This is a genomic window from Lacticaseibacillus baoqingensis (assembly GCF_003946165.1).
Lineage (GTDB): Bacteria > Bacillota > Bacilli > Lactobacillales > Lactobacillaceae > Lacticaseibacillus > Lacticaseibacillus baoqingensis.
On the sequence record NZ_RHOI01000003.1, the window covers coordinates 127,020 to 143,432 of the forward strand.

A 16,413-nucleotide genomic window follows, 5' to 3' on the forward strand; every position below is an offset into this window, starting at 1 on the left:
CGGTTTGACGCTTGTCAAGCGGCCCGCTTTTTTGAGGGCTTGTTGTGGCTGCTCGCCGCACAAAAATGGCCGCCATGGGTGGTGGCGGCCAAAGGAGTAAGGATTGGCCAGTCGGTGGGTAGCCGACTGGCGATTTTTACTTGGAGGAGTAAAAATGAAAAAGTTGGGTATGGGTATGGAAATGAGTGGGTGGCTCGTTTCCATGCTTTTAATATAATCCGAGAATATGAAGAAATTGTGACGAAATCAAAGTCTTGCGCGAAAAATTGCCACAGCTTAATAATTGCTTATTCCCGCTCAGATGCTTAAGCTAGCAGTAAAGGGAGGGATACTCATGACGATCAATTTTGACGCAGCGGCGGTCACCAAGCTGACCCCTCATCTGGCACCAGACAAGCGGTTGTTGCTGACCTTCGAAGATGGCGTGGGCCCATATTCGCAACACGCGATGATCCACATGCAAGTCCAATTCACCATCAATGTGATCGCCGCCGATGCCCCGGCGGATGATTATGACGTGGACATCGAAAGCAATCTGGGGCCGGTGGGGATCAAAGGCTATTCCCAAGAAGACCTCGATCCGCATTTAAGCATGCGCTACAACACGACGCTCGGCGTCTTTACGCTTTCTGGTGATGGCGGGGACATCGACGATAATGTTGGGTTTATCGACTTTACCGAATCCTAATCATTGCCACCTAGTTATTTAATGATAAGAAGTGTACAATCATCGATGACAAAAAGATGATTGTGAGGCGTAATCGTGCAATACAGGTTCGAATCAGGGCTTTCGATCCATGAGATCAAAAAACTTTATGGTGCTGTCAACTGGAGTCATTATCTCCAGTCGATCGATGAAACGGCACGCGGCATCGCCAACTCCACGCTGTTAACGGCGCGCACAGACGATGGCGAATTAGTCGGGTTGATCCGCGGGGTCAGCGACATGCATACGATCTTGTTCATTCAAGACTTGATCGTGCTGCCTGAGTATCAGCATCAAGGCATCGGGCACGAATTGCTCGCGCAGTTTGATGATTACTTTAAGCAAGTCGCACGGATCGTCGTGGCTTGCGACGACCCGCAAATGCAGGCTTTCTTTGCTGACGCTGACTATTTGCCAGAGTCAGACACTGCCACGAATACCTTCATTCGGCCGCGGCGGCTGTTAGAGCCGCGCTATTGATTTGATTTTAGACGCAAAACGCCTTTGCCGACAGCGGCAAAGGCGTTTTTGCGTGCAAAGCTTGCAGATTCGGCCAACTCAAGCCGCACTGACCACCAAATGCACTTGCTGCTGCAACACGGCCAGCTGCTGTTCACCCAGCGTACGCTGATTGCGCAACAACAACTCGCTAAACAGCGGCGTGATCACCAGCGCTGCGATCACCGACACCAATACCGGCAGCTGCGGTTCATCTAAGGCCAATTGCGGACCGACGGCGACTAGTGCCTGCAAGAGCCGCTTTTCCAATTGTTCCGTGTATTGCAGCACCCAATCCGACCCCACTTCTGACAACAACATGCGCTCGCGCACGGTGATGATGAAGGATTGATAATTATCTTCTCGGGCAAACAACTGCCAGATCTCTTCGATCATCGTGACCAGCTGCCCTTCCAGCTGTGCTTTAGTGTGCACTGCGGAAAAATCGACGGCCAAGGCATTGACGCGCTGCGTCAGGCCTTCTTTGACAATGGTATCTAAAAGGTCTTGTTTGCCATGGGGAAAATAATAGTACAACAGGCCGTCACTGGTCCCGGCGGCTTGATTCAGCGCCCGGGTGGTGGTGGCTTCATACCCTTTTTCGGCAAACAGATCGCGGGCGACGTCGAGCAAATGCGCCCGCTGTTGGGCTCCTTTATCCAAGCAGACTCACTCCTTAAGCGATCACGCCGATGGTTTGTAAGATCAAGTAGACGTTCAATAAGACTAAGACAATGGTGGCGACCCAAGCACAGACTTTGATCCAAGTCTTGTTGGCAAACTCACCCATCAAGCGCTTGTTGCTGGCAAAAATGACCAGCGGCACCACCGCAAACGGCAAGGCGATGCTTAAGAATACTTGCGAGAAGGTCAAAAGGTTTTCGATCTTGGCTTCATTGCCATGATAAATGATGGCAAAGATCAACACCGGGGTGACCGACAACAGCCGCGTGATCAGCCGCTGCAGCCACATTGGCGCCTTGATACGGACGAACCCTTCCATCACGATCTGGCCGGCTAACGTCCCGGTAATGGTGGAACTTTGCCCAGAAGACAGCAAGGCGATGGCAAACAGCATCGACAACATCGGGCTGGCGATGGCGCCTACGATCGCCGGGTTATTCAATGAAGCAAACAAATCGGCAAACCGCCCGAGGCTGGAATGCGTCCCGTAAAACAGCGCCGCGCCTAAGATCAACAATAGCGAGTTGACGATAAAGGCGATAAACAACTGGATGTTGGAGTCGATCGTGGCAAATTTCACCGCACGCTTCACTTCTTGGCGGTTCTTGCGATCGACTTTGCGCGTTTGAGAAATCGACGAGCCCAAGTACAGATCATGCGGCATCACCGTCGCCCCAACGATCCCTAAGGTCAAATACAACATGCCGTGGTTGGTGATGATCTCACTCGTGGGCAAGTAGCCTTGAATGATCCCGCCGACATCCGGCTTGGCCAAGAACACTTCATATGCAAACACGACTAAGATCACAGCCACCAAGGTCGCGACGATCGCTTCGATCTTGCGGAAGCCTAAGCGCATCAGCAACAACAAAAGCAGCACATCTAAGGCGGTGATCATGATCCCAACGATCAAGGGAATCCCAAACAACAGCTGAATGGCGATCCCAGAACCGATGATCTCAGCGATATCTGTGGCCATGATCGCTAATTCTGCGATCACCCATAAACAAAACCCGCCGAATTTGCTGGTGTGTTCACGCGTCAGCTGCGCCAGATCCTTGCCGGTGACGATCCCTAACTTCGCCGCCATGGCTTGCAGCATCATCGCGATCAAACTGGAGATCAAGATCACGGCTAACAGCCGGTATTTATATTGCGCCCCACCGGCGATCGAGGTGATCCAGTTACCAGGGTCCATATAGCCCACAGCGATCAAGATCCCAGGACCGGTAAAGGCTTTTAACGTGCGCCAAAAGCCGGCATTTTGCGGGACTTCAACGGTCCCATTGACTTCATCCAAGCTTTTGCTTGCGTGTTCATTCGTATTTTCGATCATCTTTTGACCTCTTTCCTTGGTTTGGAATTCGGTGAGCGGCCCAAAACTGAGCACACTCTCAATTTCATTTCCATTGCATATTCTACACGACGCCGCCTAAAAAACAAGCACTTTTGAGCAAATGCTCATGATTTTTTTAGTCTAGCCATAAACTTTGGCGTGAAGCCTTTGCCTGATCTAAGGCATCAACCATAGCACCAAGCGCTTTTATGGGTCAAAATTAGGCACTGGTAACATTTTGATGGCAAAAAAAAGACAACCTCCCCTGGTTGTCTTTTCTGAATGCTTTTGATCGAGCTGCGCTGCCTCTAACGCAGTTCTTTTGCGCTTACACGATAACTTACAAATGACTGCGTTTGACTAGTCGATCCCACTCTTTAACGTCCAGGTCAAAGAGGTTTCATAAATCGCGTTTTCAGCCGTGAAGGTGCTTGGCAAGGTCAAGGTAATATCCTTCTTGGACCAGCCAAAGACGTTCGCCCCGGCCCCTTCGCCATCAGCGGCAGTGGCTACATCAGCGCTAGTCGCATTTGCAGCAACGTTTAAGCTGATGTTGTCAGCGATGGTGGAAACCGGCGTCAAAGCAGCTGTTGGTGCATAGCCTTGATCTTGCGCTTCACCAGTCAAGGTGTAGACGTCGCCGGTTTCACCATAAGCAGTGTTTTTGAAGTTCAACAAGGCATCGGTGGTGCTGCCCATCGCGTTGCCTTGGTTGTCCACTTTGCTTAATGGGCCGTCAGCTTTAACGCTCAACGTCCATTGGCCAGGAACAGCCGTGTTAGTGGTATCTGCATTGGTCCGGGTGTCTTGTTTATCGACAACGGTTGCCCATGCTTTGCCATTGACCTTGTTCAAAGCGGCGTCAGACGTGTTCAAGATCGCCGTCATGTTCGTATCAGTCGACTTGTAGCTGGCGTAACGGTTGTTGCTGGCATTGTCGACGTTGATCCCATCAGCCGTGAACGCTGGGAAGGAAGAATCGAAGCGTTCATGGTTCCCAAAGTCTAAGATCTGAGGGACTTTTTGCAGGCGCAGGTAACCAGAATTCCCGTTTGGATTTGGTTGACCAAAAGAAATGCCTGCTTTAGTGGTGTCGGTTTGTGGCAAAGCCACGCCGTTGTTAGCTGCGGCATTGTTGTTTTGAGTGGCCGCATGGGTGGCACTTGGCGCAACGGTCAATAAACCGCCTAAAACGGTGGCACTGGCCAGCAGTACTGCTGTCATTTTTGTAAGTTTCATGTGTCTTTCCTCCATTGTGTGTCAAAGTAAAATTTTCATCCCATATTGAGGCAAATATGGCATAAACAAAATTAAGTGGTGCCGAGCACGGGGTCAATTCATGGTGAATGTGACCCAAGAATCGAGTTGGTGTTGCGTCTTGATCGCCATGGTCGTCGTGGCGGCCAGCGCCACTGTAATCACCGCCAAAGCGATGATCGTGGTCAACAAGACGCGATGATACCCAAATCGTTTGATCAATCTACGCATGACGCTTCCTCCTTTGCCATTGCCAAAACCCGCCTGAGACAACCAACCCGATGATGATGGCAATAATCCCCCACCACCAACGCTGTGAGCGCCGATAAGCCGCTTGATCACTCAGGGTGATGCGGCCTTTGGCATTAACGCGCACAAAACGCGTCAAGGTTTGGTGCCAGTGATCCGTTTTCAGCTGCAGCTTAACGGCATAGACCCCTGGTTGCAGATGTTCACCGGCAAACGGCAACGCGACTGGCAAGCGCCCGCGCGGCGCCCACTTCAACCCGGTGCGGGTCTGGTGATAATTCAGCCACCCCAAACGCGCATGCTGCCATGTGGCATGGAGGGTGACTGATCGCAAGAACACCGGATCAAGGTTTTCAAGCGTGACTTGCGGTTTTGGGTGTTGCAGCTTGACGCGCGGACTGAAGCCGACGACCTTGGCTTTGTGCAAGGTCTGGACCGCTTGGCCGGAAACGATTAAGCCGATGCGGTATTGCACGCGGTTGACCACCGCGTCGCTGTTGGTCTTTGGCATGCTGGTCAGCTGCACCGCCCACAACCGCGACCCAGCGCCAAGCGCCGCGCGCTTGGGTAAGGTAAAGCGGATCTGGGCCATGGCTTTAGGCGCTAAGGTCACTTGGTGCGGGTAGCTGACCAAGCGTTGGTCTGCTTTTGGCGCAGGCTGGTACCGCAAAGCGCCATTAGTGCCATTGGTGCCTTTTAACAAGGCCACTTGCAGCTTCAGCGAAGACTTTGCCGGGTTGTAGACGCGCACGGCGATGGCGCGCGTGTCTTGGTGTGCTTTGAGGTCAAAATACCCGGCGGCTTGGCCGACGCGGTTGTCGCTGGGCAATTCTGGGCGGATCATAAAGGTACTGGTGGCGGCTTGCACCACCTGGCGGCCGCCAAGCGCCAGGCCGATCACTAATCCCAGCAGGGCCATGCGCCAGTTGTGCCCGCTCATCGCGGCTTGACCGCCAAGACCCAAATCAAACTCCCCACCGCCATCAGCCATAACACGCCGCTGGTGATGGCCGCCGGCAGCCAGCGGTTTTTCGGCTTTTTGGCGGCTTGGGCGTTTAATTTGTCGGCAGTTTGCTGGGCGACTTTGAAGGTGCGGGTGAAGGTTTGATCGATCGGGAAGCGGTTGGCATAGTTTTGCCCTTGGACTTGGATCTTGATCTGATAAGTCCCTGGCTTCATCGCATCATAATTCCAAGAGATCGGCGCTTTTAACGTCGAGTTTGGGGCGATCATTTTCTTGGTAGCTTGATAGGTGCGCACCGTGTTGCGATCGCCTTGGCGCATGATCTGCGCCTTGATGGCCACTTGCCGCATGGCCATCGGCTGCGGATTGGCCACGGCGATGGCCATGGCCGGATGCTTGTTGTACAGCATTGGCCGCGTGCCGGCGTATTTTAAGGCTGCTGAGGTGGTGGCATAATGCTTGCCTTGCAGCAATACCCCGACAGAATAGGCATAATGCGCCTTGATCGCCGTGTGGTTCTTGGTGGCGCCGGCAACTTTTTCGGTGAAATGCCAATCGCCATACACCATGCCCTTAAAACTTTCCTTGGGCACGCTTAACGCCGCAGATAACGTCGTGGCTTCATGCGGGCCAAGGGTGATGGTTTGTTGCGCCTTAGGCAGCGTCAACATGTGCGTCAGCGGGTGCTTGAGGCTTTGGGTGCGCGGCTTAGGGGTGAATTCGATCCCGCCGCCGATTTGGGTATAGGCATTGCGAATATTGCTGTTGACGGTGATGGTTTTGCCGGTGAAGTTTTGGATCCGCAACTGCAGCGTTTGGCGGTCGCTGCCTTTGACTTTCAGGTCATAAAAATTCTCCGCCATGTTCGTTTGGTTATCCGGCAACACCGGCTGGACTTCAAAATCATTTTGATCATCACTGGCGGCATGCACCGGCAGGTTTGCCGCCAGCGTGATCCCTAACAGGATGCCAAAGATCCCGGCTAACACTTTTTTCAAAACACTCTCTCCTTCATGACTATGGCAGCTGGTCGGCTGTCCATGTCAGCACCGTCGAATAATGCCCATTGAGCCTGGTGGTGGTGTTTGGCACATAAAGCCCGACACTTTGCCCGCCGGTGGTTTGCGAGCCAAAATTGACCCGCCATTGCTGGGTGCCGACAGTCTCATCGGCGGTTGGCGCGACTTTAGCGGAAACGATCGCCGTGGGCTTGGCTTTAGGCACCAAGGTGAATTGCGGCTGTGTTTGAAACTGGGTCATCGCCGCGGTATTGCCGCCGGTGCTGGTAACTTGGAGGTTCTTGAACCACAAGCGCGCATCCGTCAACGGCGTTTGGTCGCTGTCATGCATGAACTGATCATCTTGGGCAACGCTTAACTGCCACGACCCAACGCCGATACGATCGATCACTGTCGCGCCAAAAGGCAGCGGCTGCGCGGTGGCGCGCGCATGGGCGCCGATCAAGTAATTTTCAGTGGTCGCAGTCGGGGCAAATTGCCCAAACTCAAGCGTGGCATCCGGATCAAGCTCAAACATTTGCCGGTCATACACATAGGTCAAAGTTTGCGGCGTCGCAGAAAATACCGGATCTGGCAAGTTATCTGCGGCATATGGATCCAGCGGGCCATCGACGCTGCCCATGGTGGTGCCCCAAATCGTCAAGCCTTCATGCGTGGCTGGCACATTGGCGCCGGGATGGCTGGCGGTCAAAGCCTGGCCGTTTTCCCCGGTGTACGTATTCGTCGCCAGCATGGTATGGGTCGAACGGTCATATTCTTGCACCGTGATCTGGCCGGTTTTGCTGTCGTTGAAGGTCAATTGATTGTCTTTAACACTCAAGACCCCATCGCTAGTGCGTTGCGCCCAAGTTTCACCAGGCACGCGCACCGCGGTGATCCCTAAGAGCTTGGACCATTGCACCTCATAAGTGCCAGGCGCAGTCGAATAGCCAGGCGGTGCGGTGACTTCTTTTAAGCGCAAGGTCCGCACGCCGGCATTTTTCGGCACGATCGTGGTCAAGCCGCTGCTGTCTGTTGCGGCAGAAGTTTGATCATCGCTGGCGTCTTGGGTATCTGTCAGTTGAAATTGCGCGCCGGCTAAGGTCGTTGTGGGCGTTTGGGCGTCGACTTTTTTGATCTGCACGCGTTCAGCGGCTGGGGTGACATCCCCAGTCACTTGCATCGTCCATGTCCGGCCATCAATGCCGTCATCCATATAAGCTTGGACTGTGTAGCCGCTATTGCCGCCGCCGGCATTGATCGTGAAGTAAAAATACAGCTCTGGGCCGCCGCCATCTGCAGAGCTCACCGTGATGCGCTGATCTTGTTGATCATAGGTGACCACCACATGGCTGGTATTGGTGGTGTGATCCGGGCTGGTGTGGACCAGCGTATAGGTATACGTGCCGCCAGTCGCGGTGGCGGTATATTTGCTGGTGACAGTAGTGTTATCCGCCGCTACGAGCTTGGTTTTACTAAAATCAAGCGTGGTCGCCGCAGGTAATTGCACGATGGCGTTGTGCTGCGTCAAGTTTTCCACCCGAATATGGACGACCCCGGTCGCGCCGACTTTGAACTTCGTCGCTTCATTGCCTTTGGTATTTTCCAACCAAGCGTATAACGTTGATTCTTCGGTATCCGGGTCGATGATGGTGATATGCCGCCATTGCCCGGCAGTGCCTTTGGTGCCATCCGCCAACACTGGCGTCAAGGTGAAATCACTTAACCCGGCACTCGGCTTAACAGTCAAGGGGACGCTGCCGGCATGCGTGCCGCTAGTTGGCATATACAAGGCCACGACTTGTTGGCCGGCTTGCGTCTTCAACGTCAAACTAGCGCCGCTATCGGTCGTTAAGGCGGTGAAATCATCGTTACTGGTGGTGCTTGGGTCCATCGCCTTCCAAGCTTGATAAGTCTTGGCCCAATCCAGCGTCGTCCCGCCTAAGCCAACGGTCACCACCGCCCCTGGCGTTTGCGTATTGGTGACGACCACTGGGATCAAAGAATTATCGGCAAACAGATAACTGGCATTGCCGCTGGTGACACTCAAGGTGCCGCCAGCCGGTGTCGGTGCGGGTGCCGGTTGCGGAGTCGGTGCCGGCGCTGGTGCCGGCGCCTTTGTGCCGGTAGTGGCACTGCCAGTTGCCGCTGCGGCCGTGCTGCTGGCAGCCGCCGCAGGGGCAGCGGTGCTCGTCAACACCCGCTTGGTGCCTAAAACGGCGGTGCCGATCTTCGGCTGCAAGGTGATGGTATTGACGCTGGCAGCCACTTGCAAGGCCAAGCTTAGTTTGACCGTAGCGGCGGTTTGGTGCGGCCAAGCTAAGGTGACGACCGGTCCGCTTGGCGTAGTGGTCACATGCAGGGTTTGATCGGCGGCGATCAAGGCTTGCCCATTTTGGGTGGCGGCATGGTCGCTGCCCCAAAGCTTTTGGGTCGCGGTCCAATCGACACTCACCCCTGTCGGCAGCTGCAAACTGACCGTGGCCGTAGGATCGACTTGATTGGTCACCGTGATCGCTACTGGCGTCTGGCTGGTAAAAGTCTCTTTGGCATCATTGGCGGCCACGCTCAAACGCGGATCTTCTGCTAAGCCGACGACTGGGTGGGCGATTTGACTGATGGCGTAAACCGCACCAAATAACACGAGCACCGCACTAAAAATAGCGCCGGCTTTGACGCGCCATGATGTTTGGTTGAATTTTCGCATCGCCGTACCTCCTGTTCTCAAGCGTCATTGACTAAAATTATCGCTAGTCAAAACCCCGACACTCCTGTACAGTTCCCCCGAATGTACGTCATGTAAAAAACGATGCATGTCTGTAAAAAATTGGCTAATTGCCGCGTCATTGCAGGATGTTAACCCCACAACGTCTCTTAGCCTCATTTTGCCACAGCCAATGGGGGACTGGCCGAATTCGGTCTAAAGTGACCTGGTCACAAGTGACCAAAGCGTCAGTTCAACTTAAAAAAGCCGCCAGTGGCGACCGCTTAGCGCCGCGGCGCTACGCCATATTGGCGTTCCGCGTCTTGACGGGCTTTTTTGGCATCGGCAAAGCGCACGTAGCCATGATTCAACACCAGCTTGCCTGCCACCATCAACCGTGCCAGCCACCGCTGTGATTGGGCATCCCAACTGACCCCGGTCACCCCTGAGCGGTTGCGACGGCTGCGCCGTTGCGGCAAGTCCCGACGGATCGCTACTTTTGTCGGTGCTTGCATCATCAAGACGGTTTGCGGTTGGGCAAAGATGCGCTGGCGCGAGGCTTCTTTGCGCAAACAGCCGCAACTTTTGGTTTCGCCGGTGCGCAACCGATAACCATCGACTAACACGATATTGCCGCAACGACACCGGCACAGCCACAACACGTTGCCATTTTTCCCGCGGCCTTGGGCATGCAGGACCTGCAAGCGTGCAAAGTGCTGCCCGGTGAGATCGATCCGTGCACTCATCGGCCTTCACCACCTAACGCTTCAACCACTGCGGCATCGCTGCGCCATGAGTAGCGGGGTAAAAGGTGCTGCGATGATACCCCCGCTGTCCGCGTTTGTATCAAAATTTGCCACAAATGTTCAATGATCGCGCGGCGGGCATGCGCCACTGACGGCGGATACACAACCGCCAAGGCGTGCACCAAGGCTGTTTTGCCGGCAGTGGCCGCTTGCGGCTCGCCGGCCAGCCACATCAGCATCCACTTGGCTAAGCGCTGATACATGCTGAAATCACCCGCTTGAGCCAAGTCTTGTTGGCGCAAGATGAGCTGACTGGCACAACTGATCACCTGCGCTTCTTGAGTTGCCAAGGCGCTAGTCAACAAGCCGATAAAATAATCTGCCAGCACCGCCAAAGCCTGCTGATGGTCGCGTTGAGCCTTGACTTGCCCACCGGTGATAAACGCGATCGCTTGCGCATAAGGGGCACAGCCAACGATCATCGTCAGCAACTGAAAATCAAACCGCGTCAGCGTCTCACACTGCAAATAATACGCACACAAGCGGCTGGCCAACTGCTGGGCTTGAGGCGACTGGTGCGCTTGGGCTTGCAAGATACGGCACACCGTCACTGCACACCGCTGCCAAGGAATGTGTTGTTGTTGATAAGCGGCTGCCAAGCGCGCTTCTAGTGCTTGCAAAGCGGGGATATCTGCTTGGGTTTGCGCCTGGTGCAATTGTTGCAATACCGTTGACGGCGCGCATTCACCGGCAGTCAACGCGACGATCTCTGCAGACGTTACCCCAAAAAAGGTCATGAACGTCAATAGCTGACTGGCTTTGATCTCAACTTGACCTTGTTCGATGCGCTGTAAGGTTTTTTCTGACAACGTCAACCGCTGCGCTAATTCTGCCCGCGACAAATGCCGCGCCAAGCGCTGTTGTTGCAAGAAGTTCCCTAAAATGACACTGTATTGCTTCATGATCGCTGCTCCTGTTCCCATTAGTTACCAGGCACAGCCAGCTATGTTCACACATTTGATAAATCGACATCCCGTTATATTTAGCCAAAAGAATATCTGAGGCGACACTAAGCCTCATTGGTGCTTCAATCAGCGGTATGGGTCTGCTGCCGGCAATTCCCCCGAATCATACCGGCCGCCTCCTGCTTGGTGCACTTTTTGTTGTTGAATATCTAAGATCACACTATAAAGCTGTCCGATTTGTTCACTGCCGGCGTTCATGTCCCACTTGAAGACGATCGGGCGCTTGGCGCCAGTCAGCTGCAAAGGCAAGGCCGAATCGACGATCACCAAATCAGCGGCTTGATAATCGCCATGCCACAGCTTCACCGTCGGCTGCCGGTTGATAAACGTTAATAAGTTATAAAAATCCAGCGTGACCGGCTCCAGCAGCATCGCCACTTTAACGCGCGCCACCGGTTGCGTATAACGGCGCAATTGCAAGAGGTGCAGATACACCGCATGGGCGATCGCCGCAGCGTGTTGCTGCAATTCTGGTGAAGGCTGTTTTGCCAATGCTTGCAACACCACATGCTGGACCAGCTGCTTTAATGCCGGATCGACAGGCGTGGTATGCATGTGTCGATTGAACGCATACGCATTGACCGCTTCAAAATCGACGCCTACCGTCAGCACGCTGATCACCGTGGCAAAAATGCTCGCTTCAAGCAACGCATCGACTGGGTGCGACTGGGCATCTTGCAAAATGATATCGTCTGGCAACTGCGCGATCAGCTGCACCACAAACGCATGGAGGCGCGGATCAAAATACTGCAGATTGCCTAACACATTGGCCAACAGCGGATCATCTGGCGCCGAATAAGCCGGTACCAAGAAATGGATCAAATATAACAGCTGCGATTCGGCCACTTGCTGCGCGTCACTCAAATCACTGAATGACTGCAAGACATTCGGCGTTAGCTGGGTCATCACCGCAACCGGTTTGGTTTCAAAATGGTGATGCATGCGCCGCAAATGCCCCACTGCCACGAAATACAACTGCATTTCGCCAATGACTGGATTGGCAGATTGCACGGCAAAGGCGCGATTGACTTGCTGGCCGAATTGCTTGGCTTGGGCTTTGGTCCAATTGGCAAAAGGCCACCCGGCACCATTGGTCGCACGCCAATAAGCCATGTACAAAAACAATCGGATGTTCAATTCCGGTCCTGAGATCTGCATCTTCTCATAGACGATCGACACCCCTAGCTGCTTGGCCAAATCACGCAAAGGGCGCAGTTGACGCAAGGCGGTTGACCGCGACACGTTGCTTGCCGTCAAAAACCCTTCAAATTCTGCCAAGTCTTCTGCCAACAAATGCTGGATGAAATTAAACGGTACCCCGGCTTTGACCAAAGCCAAGCGCACCTGACCGGCAGACAAGCAGAATAAGCGTTCGTCTTTGTCCACGACGTCAGGTGCCAATTGCCGCAACAACAACCGCAATTGCTTGTAGGTATAATAAACAGCGCCATAGCTTTGCTTGGATAAAAGCGCCAATTGCCGCAAGTTGATCTCAAAATCCGGACATTTTTGCAGCCGCTGCCAGCGGATCCATTCGGCAACCGTCATCGTTTCCTGGGCTTGGGCTTGGATCTGCTGATATAGTCGCAGTTTATCTTGATCCCTTGGCGCTAAGAACAGATCACCCCATGTTTTACTCAAGAAAATCCCCCTTTTATTCCAGCTACACCCAAACGCTTTTTGATACACCAAAATAGAGACTACCTCTGTGTACCCTCGCTTGCAGTCCCCCCAGATCAACACGTTATGCAGCGTTGTATAATCTCAGCCTAGCATCATCACCCCACTACTACCAGAACTATCCCTTTAAACCGGCGTGAGAATCAATTATTAAAATCATGTCCTTCAAAAAATTAGTTAATTATTCTCTCTGGCGAATGTGCCCGCTGATTACTGGACTGTACAGACCAAAACTCCGACACTATGCTACAATAAGTGAAATTTAGGAGGGTCGCTTATGGAAAAAATGCGCCGCTTTGAACGAGAAATCTTATTACCAGAAATCAAATCAGTAATTGCCGACTGTCACGTCGTCCATATTGGCCTCAACGACAGCCCTTTCCCTTACGTCGTGCCGACCAATTATGGTTACGAATGGCGAGATGAGACGCTCATCCTTTATAGCCACGGGGCGCGGCAAGGCAAAAAGCGCCGCTTGATCGCCGCAGACCCGCATGTCTGCATCCAAATCGACGACGGCTCGACATTAATGCCGGCAGGCGAGCAAGCCCCAGATTATTCTGCCGCCTACCGCAGTGTGATCGGCTTTGGCATCGCCGAGCTGATCGCTGATCCAGCTGAAAAGCGCCACGCCTTAGATCTTTTGATGCAACACGAAACCGGCCGGCCCTTAGCCAGCTTCGCCCCGCTAGCCGACCACCAAGTCGCTGGCGTCGGCGTGATCAAGATCACCCTGACCGAACTGACCGGCAAGGCCCATACAGCTTAACCCATCGGCAAGTGCTCAGGATCAGCTGAGCGCTTGTTTTTTTTCACTAGGCAGCTGCACAGCCCCCTATTAACAAAGAGGCAATTTAGGTCAAAAAAGTAGAGCCCTCTCAGCGAATTCTAATACAAAAAAATAAATTTTCTTACATGAAAGCCCTATACCGACAGGTGACTCCGCACGATTAGCTTAATTTCTTGTGCGTATCTGTCTAGCAAAAATCGGGCAAAATTGCCTTATTTGTATATAGACAGGCAATTGATCACTGCCTGTTGGCGACTGCGTGAGTCGCTGGTTTTTGCCCCACAAAAGCCAGCGCGGGGCACGCACACTCGCCGCCGTGTGGGCCCGCACGGTTTTGCCTGATGATTGTGCCGATAAGCTAAGCGCTTAGTTTACCGCCTCGATCTGATCAGGTCGTTGTCTGCCGCTTCGCCTGTTAATTTCGATGCACTACCTGGCGCGGTTTTTGGTCGGCCAGGTGCATCGCCACAGGCACTCCCGCTGAGGTCGCGCGCCAAAATCGTGGCGGCCCACCTGCATCACCGCCGCGTCTAGTTTGCATCAGTGGCCACATCACTAGCCAAATTCCTGCTAGCGTCAACGCACAAGCAAAATTAACGCTGTGCGCATGCCGCAGCCAAGGTCTTACGCTACTGGTCTGCCTACTTTTGCTACTAGGCCCGGCATCTGGCCGTCGTCCCTGTGCCTGTGGGTTTTACCCTTGGCGATTTGGCGTCAAGGTCTACACAGATCAAAATTCAAAGGCTCGCAACGTTAAGGCGTTGGGAGTCTTTAGTGTGCGCAAAAAGCCCCCAGCCTTGGCATTTAGCCAAAGCTGGGGGCTTAGATCAGCACCGCTTTGGGCTGATCATGGCGTTTGTTGCAGTTGTGCTTAGTCTTGTTTGCGCTTCTTTTGACCTAAACCAAGCAGTGCCATCATCGTGGTGATAGCCAACCCGATCACGCCGGCGTTAGATTGCTTTTCGCCGGTTTGCGGGTAAGCCGCAGCAGTCGGCTGTTGTGCCGATGCCGGTTGTCCAGATGCAGCAGGCGCTTGGGCGCTTGCGACAGGTTGTGCCGATGCTGGCGTCGAAATCGGCGTCTGCAAGGCGGCTTGCAGCTTGGCAGCTGCTGCTTGGACTTCGGCCGTCGTTGCATGACCAGCCTTGGCTGCGGCCACCAGCTGCTCGTAGTCATTGACCGCAGCAGTGACTGCCGGGGTCTTTTGACCAGTCGCCGTTTGGGTTTGACCGACCAGCTTAGTGCCAGTATTCAAGGCATCTGCTCGCGCTTTTTGGGCAGCGGCGATGGCTTGAGCATACGCTTTAGCCGCATCGTCAAGGACTTTGATACTGCTGCTTGGATCAGCCAGCGCATTGGTCAGCGCTTGTTTGGCCGCGTCCACACTTGGTTCATTGGCGACAGGTGCGGCGTCTTGAACAAGTGCCGTTTCCGCATTAGCTTTAGCTGCCTTAGCTGCATCAATGACTGCTTGCAGCTTAGCTGCCGCCGCTTGGACGGCTGCCGTCGTGGCTTTTTCACCATCAGCGGCTTTGACGACGGCGTTGTAAGCTTGGATCGCCGCGGCGACATCCGCGTTATCCGCCACACCGGCTGTTGTGGCACTAGCCACAATGGCTTGGCCGGCGGTTTTGGCGTCATCGCGGGCTTGCTTAGCCGTTGCGATTGCTTGGGTATAAGCGTTGGCTGCTGCCGTTAGCGTTTGACTGCTGCTGGTCAGCTTGCCTAAAGCCGCTACTAATGCCGCTTTCGTGGCTTGCACGCCGCTTTCGTTGCCGACCGGAGAAGCATCTTGGTTGCCAGCCGTTTGGGCTTGGCTGGATGCATTTTGTGCCGCCGTCAATGCGGCTTGGATCGCACCGGCTGCTGCTTGGACGGCTGCTGTCGTGGCTTTTTCACCATCGGCAGCCGCAACGACCGTTTGATAATTGGCGATTGCTGCAGCAACGGCAGGGTTATGCTGCAACCCAGCCGCATTGGCGGTGTTCACCAGTGCTTGACCGTCACGCTTAGCGTGATCACGGGCGTTTTTGGCGGCGGTGATCGCGTTGGTATAAGCTTTAGCGGCAGTTGTCAGGGCCTGGTTATCACTGGCAGGAGCTTGCAAAAGGTTATCCAAGGTCTCTTTAGCAGCTTGGACCCCGGCTTCATTGCTGACAGGCGTTGCCGCTTGTTGAGCAGCAGCCGCAGCGTTAGCCTTAGCGTCCTTAGCCGCATTGATCGCGGCTTGAACTGCATTAGCAGCGGCGGTGATGTCTGCTGTGGTTTGCTGGGCTTGATCGGCACCATCAACCACTTTGCCATAATTGGCGATCGCTTTGGCGACATCTGGATTTGTGGCAACTCCATCTGTGGTTGCCCCATCGACCACTGCTTGACCAGCCGTCTTAGCGGCTGTCCGCGCTTGCTTGGCAGCGGTGATCGCGTCACCGTAAGCCGTTGCCGCATCCGTTAGGGCTTGGTTGTCACTAGCAGGATCTTTTAATAAGTTATCTAAGGTTTGCTTAGCAGCTTGGACACTTCCTTCATTGGTCACTGGCATTGCATCTTGTTGTGCAGCCGTCGTGGCTTTCGCCTTAGCGTCCTTAGCCGTATTGATCGCGGCTTGAACCGCATTAGCGGCTGCGGTGACGTCCGCTGTGGTTTGTTGGGCTTGATCGGCACCATCAGCCACTTTGGCATAATTGGCGATCGCTTTGGCAACATCTGGGCTCGTGGCGACCCCATCTGTGGTTGCACCATCAACCACTGCTTGACCAGCCGTCTTAGCGGCTGC

At 54.0% G+C, this 16,413-nt stretch carries 15 protein-coding genes; 4 read left to right on the plus strand and 11 right to left on the minus strand.

Going from position 1 to position 16,413, the window contains the following annotated elements:
* The first annotated feature begins 39 nt into the window (after positions 1–39).
* The 3 genes from EKM91_RS13765 (at position 40) to EKM91_RS02110 (ending at position 1,186) form a co-directional block, all read left to right on the plus strand.
* On the plus strand, positions 40–309 hold the full coding sequence (locus EKM91_RS13765) for a hypothetical protein (RefSeq protein WP_164508418.1): 270 nt from the start codon (positions 40–42) through the stop codon (positions 307–309).
* Positions 310–334: 25 nt separating this feature from the next.
* The gene (locus tag EKM91_RS02105) at positions 335–688 is read left to right on the plus strand and encodes an iron-sulfur cluster biosynthesis family protein (protein ID WP_125749031.1); all 354 of its coding nucleotides are present in this window, start codon (positions 335–337) and stop codon (positions 686–688) included.
* Positions 689–763: 75 nt separating this feature from the next.
* Positions 764–1,186, plus strand: a complete 423-nt coding sequence (locus EKM91_RS02110; RefSeq protein ID WP_164508419.1) for a GNAT family N-acetyltransferase — start codon at positions 764–766, stop codon at positions 1,184–1,186.
* 78 nt (positions 1,187–1,264) lie between these two features.
* On the opposite strand, the gene EKM91_RS02115 is transcribed toward EKM91_RS02110, so the two are convergent.
* The 10 genes from EKM91_RS02115 to EKM91_RS02155 all read right to left on the minus strand — a co-directional run bounded on the left by EKM91_RS02115 (position 1,265) and on the right by EKM91_RS02155 (position 12,808).
* Positions 1,265–1,867, minus strand: coding sequence for a TetR/AcrR family transcriptional regulator (locus EKM91_RS02115; RefSeq protein WP_125749037.1), 603 nt, complete (start codon positions 1,865–1,867; stop codon positions 1,265–1,267).
* A gap of 13 nt (positions 1,868–1,880) precedes the next feature.
* Complete coding sequence (locus tag EKM91_RS02120) at positions 1,881–3,224, minus strand: Nramp family divalent metal transporter (protein WP_125749040.1); 1,344 nt, start codon at positions 3,222–3,224, stop codon at positions 1,881–1,883.
* Positions 3,225–3,584: 360 nt separating this feature from the next.
* Positions 3,585–4,463: a WxL domain-containing protein gene (locus tag EKM91_RS02125; protein WP_125749043.1), complete on the minus strand. Its 879-nt coding sequence runs from the start codon at positions 4,461–4,463 to the stop codon at positions 3,585–3,587.
* A gap of 93 nt (positions 4,464–4,556) precedes the next feature.
* Positions 4,557–4,712 carry a hypothetical protein gene (locus EKM91_RS13770; protein WP_164508420.1) on the minus strand — a complete coding sequence of 52 codons (156 nt, stop codon included), beginning with the start codon at positions 4,710–4,712 and terminating at the stop codon, positions 4,557–4,559.
* A complete protein-coding gene (locus EKM91_RS02130; protein ID WP_125749046.1) occupies positions 4,705–5,721 on the minus strand; it encodes a WxL protein host-binding domain-containing protein in 1,017 nt (338 codons plus the stop codon). Before EKM91_RS02130 ends, EKM91_RS13770 begins: the two co-directional genes overlap by 8 nt.
* On the minus strand, positions 5,667–6,683 hold the full coding sequence (locus EKM91_RS02135) for a WxLIP family cell surface protein (RefSeq protein ID WP_225419432.1): 1,017 nt from the start codon (positions 6,681–6,683) through the stop codon (positions 5,667–5,669). The genes EKM91_RS02130 and EKM91_RS02135 overlap by 55 nt, the downstream gene beginning before the upstream one ends.
* A gap of 28 nt (positions 6,684–6,711) precedes the next feature.
* The gene (locus EKM91_RS02140) at positions 6,712–9,399 is read right to left on the minus strand and encodes a SpaA isopeptide-forming pilin-related protein (RefSeq protein WP_125749053.1); all 2,688 of its coding nucleotides are present in this window, start codon (positions 9,397–9,399) and stop codon (positions 6,712–6,714) included.
* A gap of 281 nt (positions 9,400–9,680) precedes the next feature.
* Positions 9,681–10,142: an alcohol dehydrogenase gene (locus tag EKM91_RS02145; RefSeq protein WP_125749056.1), complete on the minus strand. Its 462-nt coding sequence runs from the start codon at positions 10,140–10,142 to the stop codon at positions 9,681–9,683.
* Positions 10,139–11,104, minus strand: coding sequence for a helix-turn-helix domain-containing protein (locus tag EKM91_RS02150; RefSeq protein ID WP_164508421.1), 966 nt, complete (start codon positions 11,102–11,104; stop codon positions 10,139–10,141). Before EKM91_RS02150 ends, EKM91_RS02145 begins: the two co-directional genes overlap by 4 nt.
* A 129-nt stretch (positions 11,105–11,233) precedes the next feature.
* Positions 11,234–12,808 carry a helix-turn-helix domain-containing protein gene (locus EKM91_RS02155; RefSeq protein WP_125749065.1) on the minus strand — a complete coding sequence of 525 codons (1,575 nt, stop codon included), beginning with the start codon at positions 12,806–12,808 and terminating at the stop codon, positions 11,234–11,236.
* Between the two features lie 316 nt (positions 12,809–13,124).
* Here EKM91_RS02155 and EKM91_RS02160 point away from each other — a divergent pair, with 316 nt between their 5' ends.
* A complete protein-coding gene (locus tag EKM91_RS02160) occupies positions 13,125–13,616 on the plus strand; it encodes a pyridoxamine 5'-phosphate oxidase family protein (protein WP_225419430.1) in 492 nt (163 codons plus the stop codon).
* 892 nt (positions 13,617–14,508) lie between these two features.
* Here the strand turns inward: EKM91_RS02160 and EKM91_RS02165 are convergent.
* On the minus strand, positions 14,509–16,413 hold a 1,905-nt coding region (locus tag EKM91_RS02165; protein ID WP_125749068.1), incomplete at its 5' end, for an LPXTG cell wall anchor domain-containing protein.

Excerpts from the sequence above, each read along its gene's own strand:
- EKM91_RS02105 (WP_125749031.1), top strand. The coding sequence starts at position 335 with ATGACGATCAATTTTGACGCAGCGGCGGTCACCAAGCTGACCCCTCAT.
- EKM91_RS02120 (WP_125749040.1), bottom strand. The coding sequence starts at position 3,224 with ATGATCGAAAATACGAATGAACACGCAAGCAAAAGCTTGGATGAAGTC.
- EKM91_RS02125 (WP_125749043.1), bottom strand. The coding sequence starts at position 4,463 with ATGAAACTTACAAAAATGACAGCAGTACTGCTGGCCAGTGCCACCGTT.
- EKM91_RS13770 (WP_164508420.1), bottom strand. The coding sequence starts at position 4,712 with ATGCGTAGATTGATCAAACGATTTGGGTATCATCGCGTCTTGTTGACC.
- EKM91_RS02130 (WP_125749046.1), bottom strand. The coding sequence starts at position 5,721 with ATGGCTGATGGCGGTGGGGAGTTTGATTTGGGTCTTGGCGGTCAAGCC.
- EKM91_RS02140 (WP_125749053.1), bottom strand. The coding sequence starts at position 9,399 with ATGCGAAAATTCAACCAAACATCATGGCGCGTCAAAGCCGGCGCTATT.
- EKM91_RS02145 (WP_125749056.1), bottom strand. The coding sequence starts at position 10,142 with ATGAGTGCACGGATCGATCTCACCGGGCAGCACTTTGCACGCTTGCAG.
- EKM91_RS02150 (WP_164508421.1), bottom strand. The coding sequence starts at position 11,104 with ATGAAGCAATACAGTGTCATTTTAGGGAACTTCTTGCAACAACAGCGC.
- EKM91_RS02160 (WP_225419430.1), top strand. The coding sequence starts at position 13,125 with ATGGAAAAAATGCGCCGCTTTGAACGAGAAATCTTATTACCAGAAATC.